The organism is Dehalobacter sp. MCB1 (assembly GCF_003590275.1).
Classification (GTDB): domain Bacteria; phylum Bacillota; class Desulfitobacteriia; order Desulfitobacteriales; family Syntrophobotulaceae; genus Dehalobacter.
Map to the genome: position 1 here is coordinate 111,913 of NZ_LXPC01000004.1, position 13,772 is coordinate 125,684.

The 13,772-nt window shown below is 43.9% G+C and carries 12 protein-coding genes; 1 reads left to right on the top strand and 11 read right to left on the bottom strand.

Annotated features, from left to right (window positions below):
• Positions 1–574 precede the first annotated feature (574 nt).
• From A7K50_RS02760 to A7K50_RS02805, 9 genes are all read right to left on the bottom strand, one after another.
• Positions 575–793: a hypothetical protein gene (locus A7K50_RS02760; RefSeq protein WP_119774536.1), complete on the bottom strand. Its 219-nt coding sequence runs from the start codon at positions 791–793 to the stop codon at positions 575–577.
• A gap of 475 nt (positions 794–1,268) precedes the next feature.
• Positions 1,269–2,903 carry a chaperonin GroEL gene (groL, locus tag A7K50_RS02770; RefSeq protein WP_020491822.1) on the bottom strand — a complete coding sequence of 545 codons (1,635 nt, stop codon included), beginning with the start codon at positions 2,901–2,903 and terminating at the stop codon, positions 1,269–1,271.
• Between the two features lie 73 nt (positions 2,904–2,976).
• Entirely contained in the window at positions 2,977–3,261 is a 285-nt protein-coding gene (gene groES, locus A7K50_RS02775; RefSeq protein ID WP_015043663.1) for a co-chaperone GroES, read from the bottom strand.
• A gap of 262 nt (positions 3,262–3,523) precedes the next feature.
• Complete coding sequence (locus tag A7K50_RS02780; RefSeq protein ID WP_020491821.1) at positions 3,524–3,859, bottom strand: P-II family nitrogen regulator; 336 nt, start codon at positions 3,857–3,859, stop codon at positions 3,524–3,526.
• 18 nt (positions 3,860–3,877) lie between these two features.
• Entirely contained in the window at positions 3,878–4,495 is a 618-nt protein-coding gene (locus A7K50_RS02785; RefSeq protein ID WP_243103613.1) for a molybdenum cofactor guanylyltransferase, read from the bottom strand.
• Positions 4,496–4,692: 197 nt separating this feature from the next.
• A complete protein-coding gene (locus A7K50_RS02790; RefSeq protein ID WP_020491819.1) occupies positions 4,693–7,152 on the bottom strand; it encodes a CoA-disulfide reductase in 2,460 nt (819 codons plus the stop codon).
• Positions 7,153–7,226: 74 nt separating this feature from the next.
• On the bottom strand, positions 7,227–7,523 hold the full coding sequence (locus A7K50_RS02795; RefSeq protein ID WP_020491818.1) for a metalloregulator ArsR/SmtB family transcription factor: 297 nt from the start codon (positions 7,521–7,523) through the stop codon (positions 7,227–7,229).
• A gap of 178 nt (positions 7,524–7,701) precedes the next feature.
• Complete coding sequence (locus A7K50_RS02800) at positions 7,702–8,541, bottom strand: DegV family protein (RefSeq protein WP_020491817.1); 840 nt, start codon at positions 8,539–8,541, stop codon at positions 7,702–7,704.
• A gap of 36 nt (positions 8,542–8,577) precedes the next feature.
• A complete protein-coding gene (locus A7K50_RS02805; RefSeq protein WP_020491816.1) occupies positions 8,578–9,036 on the bottom strand; it encodes a MarR family transcriptional regulator in 459 nt (152 codons plus the stop codon).
• A gap of 386 nt (positions 9,037–9,422) precedes the next feature.
• On the opposite strand from A7K50_RS02805, the gene A7K50_RS14135 reads away from it, so the two are divergent.
• Complete coding sequence (locus A7K50_RS14135) at positions 9,423–9,686, top strand: hypothetical protein (protein WP_165904919.1); 264 nt, start codon at positions 9,423–9,425, stop codon at positions 9,684–9,686.
• Positions 9,687–9,936: 250 nt separating this feature from the next.
• On the opposite strand, the gene A7K50_RS02815 is transcribed toward A7K50_RS14135, so the two are convergent.
• Together A7K50_RS02815 and fdhF are read right to left on the bottom strand one after the other, a co-directional pair.
• On the bottom strand, positions 9,937–10,773 hold the full coding sequence (locus A7K50_RS02815) for an NYN domain-containing protein (protein WP_020491815.1): 837 nt from the start codon (positions 10,771–10,773) through the stop codon (positions 9,937–9,939).
• Positions 10,774–11,015: 242 nt separating this feature from the next.
• Positions 11,016–13,691, bottom strand: coding sequence for a formate dehydrogenase subunit alpha (fdhF, locus tag A7K50_RS02820; protein ID WP_083916765.1), 2,676 nt, complete (start codon positions 13,689–13,691; stop codon positions 11,016–11,018).
• Positions 13,692–13,772 lie beyond the last annotated feature (81 nt).

Genomic DNA, 13,772 nt, shown 5'->3' on the forward strand with positions numbered 1-13,772 from the left:
CAAATAAAAGCATTAGAGGTCCATCACGCTTTTATGACTAGATCCGTAGGACAAGTTCCCTCTGCAGAAGTTTTTTGCGAGGAAATATTATTTGATCATTCCTGACCTCGAAAACAACAGAATATACAAAGATTTTTCACCAGACTCTCGAAAAAAACGTCCATCTCGGGCTGTTAATTCTGAAGACAAACATTTTAAGTCTAAACTTGTATAACTAGCATATATACTACTACAAATATATTTAGAATAATTAATTTATAAGGTAAAGCAACCAATTCTTCTTGAGAGGAGGAATTGGACTATGACAAAACTCTATCAGACAATGATGATCATTTTTGGTTCCTGTTCCCTTCTTGTAAGCCTGATCGCTTTGATTATCCAAATAATTAAACTATGTATCTAATTAGAAATTTGCCTAGATCTAGCCTTATGTGTAAAAAGTAGCCGCCTACAAATCAAACTACTTTTTACACCAAGCAATATGGTTGCTTTACCCATCTATAGGGAGAATTCCTTATAGATTTTTTGTTCACAATGTTATTTTATGAGATTGATTAACCATTTATGATAAGAATCATACAAAGACCATTGATTTAAGATGATCAAGGACACTTTCACAAGTGGCATACATGACTGGCCTTTGCATAGATTGTTCTTTGAAAACAATAAAGCCCCCCTTATCCAGGGAGGCATAGCAGACAGTTAAATTTTCTTTAAAATTTTTCTCAGTAAACGAATAATCTCTAAGATAAGCAAAATAAGGATAATTGTTAAGATTACTAACATTATTCATCCCCCCTTTTTTATCTACAATATTTTATGTTCAAGCTACTTGGTTTGTCCTAAATTAAAGCAAAAAAGAAAGACAACCAGGTACGGTTGCTCCCACCAATTACAATATATATTTTTGGTCAAGAGACTGAATCAGTTTACTGAACAGCCGGAATTGATCATTCTCGAAGAAGTTATCATACGGTAGCAAAACACCTAAAAGAACGAACGTTTCATAAGTCTCTTCCGATGATCATGGAACGATTTGGCCATAAAGATGATGAGCAACTAGACTCGTATATATGCATGTTACTAAAACAATGAAAAAAGAGGCTTCTCAAAAGTTCAGTGAACTGATGAAAAACCTCTGATTCTTTCATACTCCCCTACGGTATTATTTTTTTGTCTAGAAATGTTACCGTTTCGTTACCGCAGGGGTATGATAAGCGATATTGTCGCTTTGATTTTGGCTTATATTAAAGGCATATGGTTTTCGCCTACATCATGCCGCCCATGCCGCCCATACCACCCATGCCGCCCATGGCAGCTGCCGGATTTTCTTTCTCAGGCAGGTCGCATACGAGGCACTCTGTAGTTAAGAGCATGGCGGAGATCGAAGCTGCATGCTGCAGAGCCGAACGGGTTACTTTCGCCGGGTCAACGATACCGGCAGCGATCATATCTTCATATACTTCAGTCATCGCGTTGAAGCCTACACCTCTAGCGCTGTTGCGGACTTTTTCCACAACGACGGAACCCTCGAGACCAGCATTATTAGCAATCTGTCTGACAGGCTCTTCCAGTGCTTTACGGATAATAGCCACTCCGGTTTTCTGATCGCCGGATACATCAACGTTATCAAGTGCAGCAAGTGCATCCAGATAAGTTGTACCACCGCCTGCAACAATACCTTCTTCGACTGCGGCACGCGTAGCTGCCAGAGCGTCCTCAATGCGCAGTTTCTTTTCTTTCATTTCAGTTTCGGTAGCTGCTCCAACCTGGATGACGGCAACACCCCCGGCCAGTTTAGCCAGACGTTCCTGGAGTTTTTCTTTGTCATAGTCGGAGGTTGTTTCTTCAATCATCTTCTTGATGGATTCAACACGGGCACTGATAGCCTGTTGGTCGCCGTTGCCATCAACGATGGTCGTTTCTTCCTTGGTTATTTTGACCTGACGGCAGCGTCCGAGCATATCCAACGAAGTATTTTCTAGTTTGAGGCCGAGGTCTTCAGTAATGACCTGTCCGCCGGTCAGAACAGCAATGTCTTCGAGCATTGCTTTACGGCGGTCTCCAAATCCAGGAGCCTTGACGCCTACGGCAGTAAAGGTTCCACGAAGCTTATTGACAATCAGGGTAGCCATAGCTTCGCCTTCCAGATCTTCAGCGATGATCAGGAGCGGTCTGCCGGCCTGAACTACTTTTTCCAGAACAGGAAGGATATCTGCAATTGCACTGATCTTCTTGTCGGTGATCAGGATGAACGGATCGTTTAAGATAGCTTCCATTTTATCGGTATCGGTAATCATATAGGCGGAAACATACCCGCGGTCAAACTGCATTCCTTCAACAACTTCCAGTTCAGTGGTCATGCCTTTGGCTTCTTCAACAGTGATAACACCGTCTTTGCCGACTTTTTCCATAGCCTCGGCAATCAGACTGCCGATGGTGGTGTCGGAAGCGGAAATCGAAGCAACCTGAGCTATGGCTTCTTTGCTTTCCACAGTCTTGGCATTCGCTTTAACGTCAGCAACAATCGCTTCTACAGCTTTTTCAATACCACGTTTGATCTCCATAGGATTGGCGCCTGCAGCAACGTTCTTCAGACCTTCACGAATGATGGCCTGAGCCAGAACGGTCGCTGTGGTCGTGCCGTCGCCAGCTACATCGTTCGTCTTGGTAGCAACTTCTTTAACAAGCTGTGCTCCCATATTTTCAAACGGGTCTTCCAGATCAATATCTCTGGCGATCGTTACACCATCATTGGTGATCAGCGGAGAACCAAATTTTTTATCCAAAACAACATTGCGTCCTTTTGGTCCCAAGGTAACGCGGACAGCTTCCGCAAGCTTATTGACACCACGCTCCATGGCATGGCGAGCATCTTCGTTAAAAATGATTTGTTTAGCCACCTAAATGTTCCTCCTTTAATTCTATCGGAAAATACTTTCAAATGTTATCTGATAAGTAATACTGGACTGTTACTTAACCAATGACTGCCTGAATATCAGCTTCTCTTAAAATCAAATATTCGTTGCCGTCATATTTGACTTCAGTGCCGGCATATTTAGAATAAATCACGCGGTCACCGACATTAACTTCCATTGGAATTCTTTCCCCTTTTTCAACTTTTCCAGGACCTACAGCAATCACTTCGCCTTCCTGAGGCTTTTCTTTTGCGGTGTCAGGCATAATGATCCCGCTCTTGGTTCTTTCCTCAGACGGAACCGCTTTAATAATTACCCTGTCAGCCAACGGTTTGAGTTTCATAAAATAATTTCCCTCCTTGAAACCTTTATATTTTTATATTCCGCTTTATTGTTAGCACTCAATCAAGATGAGTGCTAATACCTAGGTATAATAATATGCAACGTCTGGTAGTATTGCAACCCCATCCACGCATAATTACGACCAATTAGAATTGTTTATCACTTATTTTCTTCATCAATCTTTAAATTACTATAACGCCTAATAAATACGTTATATAGAATAACCGTAATTTTCCTTATTTATTCATTATTATTAGCAGATTTCAATCAAGAAAATTTTCACCGGTACGGATCCGGCGGAAGTCTTCAACAGGGGTCACCCAGATGACACCATCGCCAAATCTACCGGTTAGAGCATTCTCCCTGATGGTTTCCTGAACACTTTCACTTTCCGAGTCATTAACAATAATTTCGAGTTTGACTTTAGGAAGTAGCCGGACGGATACTTCCGTTCCGCGGTAAACCTCGGTAATATTCCCTTTCTGCCTTCCCCAACCAAGAACCTGAGATACGGTAATCCCGCTGATTCCCAAATTACTGAGTGCCTTTTCCACTTGGTCAAGTTTATTGCTGCGAATCACTGCCTCAATCTTTTTCATTCCGACCTCCCCAAAGCATTATTGTATTTTTTGTAAAATGAGATCCCACTCCTGAGGCGTATTGACATTCAAGAAACTTTCCTCAATCACTTCCTTCAGCGTACTGCCTTCCATCTCCTCAGAAATATTCACGATCTTATGCCTGCATTCATCAGCAATATCAAAGAGACGCAGTTTGTCCTCTTTAATCCGTTTCTCCACAACTTTAAACACATTTTTGTGGTAAAAGGCGTGCAGCGGATGCAGTCTGTCCCGAACATACGGGAAGACCAACTTATAATCCTCAATTCGTTCATAAATATAGGCAATGGCTTGACTGCTCAAGAACGGCATATCACAGGCAGCCACGAAGACGTAGTCATACTTGGCCACCGGGAGGACGGAATACAGCCCGCCCATCGGCCCTTTACCTTTGATTTGGTCGGCAACCACCTGATAACTGTATCCCGAATATTGTTCAGACTCCCTACAGCTGATCAGGACCTCGCTGCAGATACTGTCCAGCACTTCCAAATTTCTTTCCAGAAGTGGTTTTCCGCCTATCTCAAGAAATGCCTTATTCCGGCCCATTCTTTTACTTTCTCCTCCGGTAAAGAGCACTCCTGTGATCTCCAGCTTTTTCTTTTCCACGCGCATCTTCCTTCAGACATATTTGAACCTTACGATTTAGACGTTGCCTGTAAAATACCTCTAAATACTTGTGAACCCTAAAATAATTATGATGGTATATCTGGTACTAGGTCTGTACTTAATAATCTATCATATTTTCAGTGGAGATTACAAAACTATTTTACTGAAAGTTGGAAGATCCTTGAAACCAACTATTTTATGTTTTAGAAAAACAGGTTCAAGTTTGATTCCTCAGCCTTGGCAAGCATTGTGGCAACACCGCCGATTTCCACTCCATCGATCAGTTCTTCCTTCTTGATGCCCATCACATCCATCGACATGGAGCAGGCTACAAGCTTAATACCCATTTTCATCGCGTTGTGCAGCAGTTCTTCCAGACTATCAACATTTTTCTTTTTCATAACATGCTTGATCATTTTCGCACCCATGCCACCCATATTCATATTGGAGATAGGCAGTTTTCTGGGTCCGCGGGGCATCATAATGCCAAAGGCTTTCGCCAGAGAATCCTTGCTTACCTTAGGTGCGTCATATTTTTTAAGAATATTCAGCCCCCAGAATGTGAAGAACATCGTTACGTCCTTACCCATGGATGCTGCGCCGGTCGCAATGATAAATGAGGCAAGGGCCTTATCCATATTCTGCTCGAATACAATCAGCGTTGCACCTCTGGGTTTTTCCTCCACCGCAACATTTACCTGCGGCTGGCCAACAGGCTTCACGCTTCCTTTGCGCAGATAGACCTTCAAATAATCTCCGTTTAATTCTGTTTTCAGTAGCGTATTGCCTGTCTTGCTGCACCAGAACTCAATATCCCTTGCAAATCCGGGATCCGTAACCAAGATCTCCAGAACCTGGCCATCTTCTAGCACCTTCATATTTTCAAATACCAGTTTAATTGGTCCGGGGCACTGCAGACCGCAACAATCGATCACTTTATCCGCTGTGATTTTAGCCTCCGGGGATTCGGTGAAAGCTTTTCCGGTATCATCAACTTTTACCGTTCCTTTATCCTTTTTTTCAACCGCCCAGTAAACACTGGTATACGTCCGGAAACCTCCGTCAAGGTTGATCGGGTCATAACCATGCTGCTCTAGGATTCTAGCCGCAATATATCCCCTGAGGCCGACCTGGCACGTCAGGTAGACCGGCTTGTCTTTCGGCAACTCTCCAAGCCTCTTTCTGAGCTCCGGAAGCGGGATATTGATTGACCCGTTGATCTTGCCCAGTTCTACTTCTTCTGGCTGTCTCACATCAACCAGAATATTTCCGGCAGCGACGATGTCGTCGATTTCATGGTATTGAACAGTCTTGACCATATGATCCAGCAAATTGGCCGCAGCATACCCAATCATATTGACCGGGTCTTTTCCTGAAGAATAAGGCGGTGCATAGGCCAGTTCCAAATCCTGCAGGTCATAAACAGTTAAATTGCCTTTGATAGCCGTCGCGATTACGTCAATTCTCTTTTCTGCACCCTTACGCCCGACGGCCTGCGCGCCAAGTATTTTTCCGTCTTCAGTGAAGACCATCTTCATATCAAGCACCGTCGAACCTGGATAGTATCCGGCATGGGAATTCGGGTGAATATGAATGACCCTATAAGGTATTCCCATTTTAGCTGCTGTTTTTTCATTGATGCCCGTGGAAGCGGCCGTCAAATCAAATACTTTGGCAACAGAAGTCCCCAAAGTTCCCCTGTAAGGCTTACGGCTGCCATACAAATTATCGGCTAGAAGCCTACCCTGCCTGTTTGCCGGCCACGCCAGCGGTATATTTGTCGGAAGTCCTGTAATATAGTTTTTGACTTCAATTGCATCACCGATTGCATAAATATTTTCATCACTGGTCTGCAGATATTCATTAACCCGGATAGATCCTCTTTCGCCGATCTCCAGACCGGCCTGAACGGCGAGTATGCTTTCCGGACGAACGCCGATAGCCATTACGATTAGATCTGCTTCAATCTCCTGACTGCTCTGAAGATAGACCTTTGATCCTTCCAGCTTCACGACACTGTCCTTCAGAATCAGCCTGACACCTTTTTCGCGGAGATGCGTGTGTAGAAGGCTTGCCATTTCATAATCCATTGAGGGTTGTACCTGATCAGTGGCTTCAACCAGATAGACATCAAGGTTACGTTCTTTTAGATTTTCGGCCATTTCAAGGCCGATAAATCCGCCGCCTATAACGACCGCTGTTTTAGCCTGGTTTTGATCAATATAACTGTCAATGGCTTCGGCATCGGGAATTGTTCGAAGCGAGAATACCCTCGGGTTGTCGGTGATGCCCTCAATCCCCGGAATGATAGGACTTGCTCCGGGCGAAAGAATGAGTAGATCATAGCTTTCCTCATAGACGACACCTGTGGCGAGGTTTTTTACCTGAATCTTTTTATCCTGCCGGTTAATCGCGGTTACTTCTGATTTTATCCGGATGTCCAGATTGAATCTGTTGGTCATTCCTTTAACGGTCTGGACAAGAAGTTTATCCCGTCCTTTGATCACGCCTCCAATATAATAGGGCAGTCCGCAATTCGCAAAAGAAATATGTTCGCCTCTCTCGAATATAACGATTTCCGATTCTTCATCAAGTCTTCTTAATCTTGCAGCAGTGGTTGCTCCTCCAGCGACCCCACCGACAATCGCAATTCTTTTATGCATTAGATACGACCTCCTCGACCCTATATTATTAATGTTTTTTTAGTTTATTGCTTAATAATTCAAATTCAAAATATTTAATATTGTTCGAAGAACATCAGGTGGATCAGCTTTTTCACTAATGGATTCTGAACCGAGTAAAAGACCTCTAGTCCTTCGCGTCTACCCCTTATAATTCCCTTATTTCTCAACGCAGATAAGTGCTGAGAAATTGTCGACTGCGGAATACTCAGACAATTCTGCATGCTCATTACGTTGCTTTCCCCATTTTCCATCAGGCCTTTAACAATGCAAAGCCGGACAGGGTGGGAAAGTACTTTTAATATGTCCGCCCTTTCTTCGAAATAAACCGGATTATCTTTGTAAGTCAACAAGCAAACCCCTCCTCCATTCTTATATTCTAATATTACGATATAGCAATATATTTGTCAATTTTGCATTCCCGTTATCATTCTTTTATTTTCTCTATCCTTAAATTCTATTTTTGAGATTTTAAAACCCGCACCTCCTACTGAAGATGCGGGGCAAATCATCATAAACCGGTCTGCTTCCCTATCCCAAACAGCTTATCCCTATGCAGCCTGCACCAGCGTGGGTTCCAATCACAGGGCCTAGCGAAAATACCACAATTTCTTTTGGCACATATTCTTTGAGAATGATCTGTTTAAATTCCTCCAGACTCTCAGGTGCTGCAGCCTGAGCAATACAGATTCTCTTATTATTCAAATCCACATGGTTGTTTTTTAGGTTTTCCAGAATCCAAAAGAAGGCTTTCTTTCTTCCTCTGGCTTTTCCGACGACAATGACGGCTCCATCTTTGATAGAAATAATTGGCTTAATACCCAGGATACTGCCGGCAAATGCACTGGTCGCTGATAGTCTTCCGCCTTTTTTCAGATTCTCTAGATTTTCAATAACACCATAGAATTGAACCTGATCTTTCAGAATCTCAATTGTTTGAACGATCTCTTCCGCACTTTTACCTGCAGCGGCCATTTCGGCTGCCTCAATGACCAATAGTCCAAGTCCGAAAGTGGCGCTATTAGAGTCGATTACATAGATTCTGCCCTTATTCATGATCTCCCTGGCCATCACAGCGGAATTATACGTTCCGCTCAGCTTGGAAGAAATAAAAATACCGATGATTTCATCGCCTTGGTCTACGTGTTTGGCAAATTCCGCGACAAATTCACCCGGATTCACCTGGGCTGTCGTCGGCAGTTCTTTATGCCTGGCCATTTTAGCGTAAAACTCTTCGTTGGTAATATCAATTCCGTCCCTGTATTCCTCTTCCCCAAACAAGACTTTCAACGACACAATCGTAATGTTATATTTCTCTATTATATAGCCGGGGAGATCACTGGTACTGTCCGTAATAATCCTGACTGGCATTCTTTCCAACCTCCCGTATCTGTTCAGCTTGCTCTGTTATTTTTCTCTTCTTTTCAAATTATACTTGACCTTAAAATACCCATTGATATTTTCGAGAGCCGAAACAAGCACTTCCATTTCCTCACCCGAAAGTCGGGAAATGGTTGTTTGGATCATTTCATCATGAAACCCGGCGTGATGCTTATACGCCTGTACACCTTTGTCCGTAAGAGAAACTAGCACAATTCGTCGGTCATCATCACTTCTAATCCGGTTCACATAGCCTTTTTGCACAAGGTTATTAACCGAAATGGTCAGAGTCCCGATCGTAATGTCCAAGTCTCTGGCTACAGAAGACATGTTGCGCTTAGCGAGGCCAATTGCTTCAATCACATGTATTTCTGTGATAGAGAGATCGCTAAACTCATTGTCCTTAAGGGACAATTCTTCGATTTGGAGAATGTCGTTAAATAACTTTACCAGAAGTTCATTTAAAGTCCCATAAAGATTATTCATAGCGTATCACTTACCATCATACTTCTTTATTTTGACGTTCAAACTAAATTAGTTTTACTATATGTCAGGCCAATGTTTTTGTCAATTCCGAAATATGTTTTTAGAAATATTTTTAGAAAAATACCATAGAATCCCTTGGATTATGAACATACCTCAGACAAGCCGAATAATATAAAAAGACAAGTCGATGCTGTGACTTCATCATTAACCCAATCGCGATTCTGTCCGGTCTGGTCTTACTGCTTCTCGGGATCATCCTTTTCCGTTTGAGTCTCTAAAGGGATATAGCAGTTTGCGGCTGTCCAGATATTTTGGGGGCAGCCCACGTTCCTCTTATCTTATTAAAGCCCCTTGGGCCTATTTCCATCTTAAGAGGAGGAATCTCAATGTCACTACTTTTTAATCGACGGTTAGGCGGCTGCTGCAAGTGTGCTCCTTTCCCCTCCAGGTCACCTTTGTTTACTATTCCGCCTGTTCAGCCACTTTCACCAGTCTCTCCACCGCCTGTTATTGGTTTTATCCCGCGACTGATAGGCGGAATTGTTTTAGCAAGTTTATTCCTTATTATTAACTTTTTTATCTTTTTTCCGGTATTGATCATCGCCTTTGTCATCTTGCTTATTGCATTAATGATTTTAGCCCTCAGATAAGCGCTGTTATGGAATAGGAAACACAAATAGGAGCATCTGGTCTTACGGAGGATTCTTTGCTAAGAACCCTCCTTTTAATATACAAAATAATGTCAAAAAACTCTGGTATGTACGCCAGGTACAAAACCAGAGTTTGAATGCTGAGCTTAGAACCTTACTTGGAGTGTTTCGAGAACCTGATTAATCGGATTAATAATTGTACTTTGATTTGAGCCGCCAAACAATAGACCTACAGCCCTGTTTCTTCCTGTTACTTCTCAACAATTTCTGAACTTAGTCTTGTGTAACGGGCTGCAAGCTGTTCTGTCAAATTACTGCCTAGAATTTTTGTGACCAATGGGTTGACCAGGTTTAATAAATAAATTTTGGTCTTTTTGATGACAAGGTTTGGATCATGTAATTCTTTTTCTATCAAGCAGTTCTCCGTCAAAAGGTACTGGATAAAATCTTTGACTTCAGAGGCCGTTCTTCCAAGCTTAATACTTAAATATGACCGGGCCCTGGTAGAAGCAACATAGGGCAGTCTCATCTGCATCTCAGCAATCAATTCGATTCCTATCGACAAATCATCAACAGGCATATACTTGGCATAATCCTTATTGAGAAGATTGCAGAAAACATCCAGGCTTTCACAGTAAGGGATCAGCAGGTGATTGATTTTGTCCTTAACGCCGATGATTCGGACTTCTTTCCCCCAGGCACGAATTCTTCGGATGATAGGCAGGAAATCGCCATCACTTGTAAATAAAAGAAATAACTCTGCGGCTTTCGGTCTGGTCACTAGAATTTCTTGAACCTCCAGCATCAGTTCCGTATCCGCTGCATTTGCACGGACTTCAGTTTTCACATAGTTATTTTTTCCATAGACATGACGCGTGAAGATGTTTCTCTTTTCAAAGGCAGTTTGGGTCCTCCAGAATTCTTCCTTGTCAAAATTTGCATACAAATAGACGGCCTTCAGATCGACTCCGATATGATCAGCATAATCCTCCAGAAGCTGAATAAACTCCTCTGGCATCAGCCTGTAGCCGTATTCGTGAAGGCCTTCCCAGATATTTTCGTAATCAACAAATGCTATTGCCTTCAATGAAGATACCCCTTTTGCTCATTGTTCCTCTACCAATATATGTCTGCCTCGGACAAGGAGTGACAGGCTTATGTTTATTAAAAGTCTGTCACTCCTTTTTACAGAAAATAAAGTCTTCCCCCGGTTTTAACTCTGAAGGAAGACTTTTTAGTTTGTAACAAATTTTTGTATTTTTGGCCTTTCATGCATATTTGTTTAAATTTATCTTGATGATGCAATACTAAGCAGCTGCCTGTATGGTTTTATTTTGAAATTCTAACTGCGCACACCTTGTATTCGTACGTACCCGAGATCTTGTCACAAGCTGCGTTTGTCAGGACGTTGACTGGGGAGCTCACATAGTGGAATGTCATGAAAATCATTCCGGGCGGAACCTTGTCTGTCAGCCTAACCTTTGTCTCCACTTCACCCCGGCGTGAGGAGACCCTGACCTTATCACCGTCACAGACATTTAAGTTCCTGGCATCTTCAGGGTTGACCTCGGCAAATTCTTCTGCCGAATAAGCACTTAATACGTCTGAATAGCGCGTCGAGATGTTATAGTGGCTCAGTTTGCGTCCGGTACTAAGCAGGAAAGGATACTCCTTATCAGGCAGCTCATCCGCAACTCTGGCTTCAATTGGCATAAACAGCCCATTGCCCCGTGTGCAGCCATCCATATGCAGAATTGGAGTACCCGGATGGGTCTCACAGGTAACCGGCCACTGCAGGCCATTCGTTCCGAGACGTTCGTGCGAAATACCCGCGTACTGCGGCGCCAATGAAGAGACTTCATTCATGATGTCTGCCGTTGAACGATAGTTGAAATCAGAGCCCATTCTTTTGGCAATGGCACTGATAATCTGCCAGTCCGGTTTGGCGCCTTCAGCAGGCTCAACCGCTTTGTTGACCATTTGCACGCGGCGTTCGGTATTCGTAAATGTTCCGGTTTTTTCCGCGTAGCTCACGCCAGGAAGCACAACATCGGCCAGTTTGGCTGTCTCGGTAAGGAAGATATCCTGGACAACCAGAAAGTCAAGTGCCTGTAGCCCCTTGCGTACATGATGAGCATCCGCATCCGTTGAAACCGGGTCCTCACCCATAATATACATTGCTTTCAGCTTCCCTTTAAGAGAGGCTTCAAACATATCCGGGATCATGTACCCTTTGTTCTGGTTTAAAGGTACTCCCCAGACCTTTTCAAATTTGTCTCTTGCTTTTTCGTCTTCCACTTTCTGATATCCCGGGAAGAAATTCGGCAGCGCACCCATATCACAGGCTCCCTGGACATTGTTTTGTCCCCGCAACGGATTGACGCCGGAATTTTCTTTGCCAAGATTGCCGGTTAACATGGCCAGGTTGGCCAGGGACATCACATTGTCCGTACCGGTGATATGCTCGGTAATGCCCAGTGTATAGAAGATTTGGGCACTTTCGGCCGTGGCATAGATCTCCGCAGCCTGGTAAAGAAGTTCCTCCGGAACCCCGGTAACCCTGCTGACATACTCGGGCGTATATTTGGGGAGAATCGCCTTCAGTCCTTCAAAACCTTCCGTCCGTTTAGCAATAAAGTTTCGGTCTTCCCAACCTTTATTCAGAATAATATACATCAACCCATTAATCAGCGTGATGTCCGTTCCAGGCCGTAGTCTCATCCAAACTTCGGCAAACCCGGTCAGCTCAATTCCCCTCGGGTCGGCTACAATCAGTCTGCAGCCGTTCAAGACTGCCTGCTTGATCTTGCCGCCGATGACGGGATGGGCTTCAGTCGTATTGGAACCGATCACAAAAATAACCTTGGAATGCGGTATTTCACCAATTGAGTTCGTCATAGCTCCCGAGCCAAATGAAGTGGCCAGACCGGCCACAGAGGGAGCGTGTCAGGTCCGGGCGCAATGATCGATGTTATTGGTCCCAATCACTGCGCGCATCAGTTTTTGCATCAGGTAATTGTCTTCATTGATACAGCGTGCTGAGCTTAAAGCACCCAGCGAATCAGGACCGTTCTCGGCCTTGATTGCCGTAAATTTCTCTGCGATAAGGTCAAGGGCTTCGTCCCAGTCCGATTCGACCAGTTTACCGTCTTTTCTGATCAGCGGCGCTTGCAGGCGATTTGGGCTGTGGATCGTATCATATCCAAACCGTCCTTTCACGCACAGTGCCTTGCCATTGACCGGTGCATCGGAACTGGAGGTTACTCCGATCACTTTGCCATCCTTGACATTCAGGTCAAAATTGCAGCCTGTTCCACAGTAAGGACACGTGGTCCGAACCTTTTTAATTTCCCAGGGGCGTCCTTTGCCGATCATTTGTTTTTCAGTCAGCGCACCAACCGGACAAACGGCCAGACATGAACCGCAGAATACACAATCTGAGTCACCGTACGGCAGGTTAAAAGCAGGCCCGACCTGGGTTTCAAAACCGCGTTTGGAATAATCCAGAACGTTATTGACCTGAATCTCGGCACAAGCCCTCACGCATTTGCCGCATAAAATGCATTTATTCATATCCCGAAAAATGAACGGATTGCTGTCATCCAGGTCGGAGCAGCGTTTCTCTCCCTGAAAAGTATTTCCTTTAACCTGATATTCATAGGCATAACGGGAAAGATCGCAGTCGCCCATCTTTTCGCAGGTTAGGCAGTCAATATCATGGTTCGCTAAAATCAATTCCAGGATGGTTCTGCGGGCTTCCCTAATTTCCGGTGTTGAAGTCCTTACGACCATCCCCTGTTGTACTTCCATCGTACACGCTGTGGCCAGGTTTCGCATGCCTTCTACTTCGACCATGCACAACCTGCAAGCGCCCCAATTGGTTAGCTCGGGAGCATGGCACAGTGTCGGAACAGAAATCCCGTTTTTCCGGCAAGCTTCCAAAATCGTGGATTTCGCAGAGGCCAATACAGTTTTTCCGTCAATTTGGAGTTGAACCTTTTCCACACTCTCACTCCTTTTCCACTTTTCATTCAAGCAAACAATACAAATCACTCGACATTCAAATATACGAACACCCGATCAGCC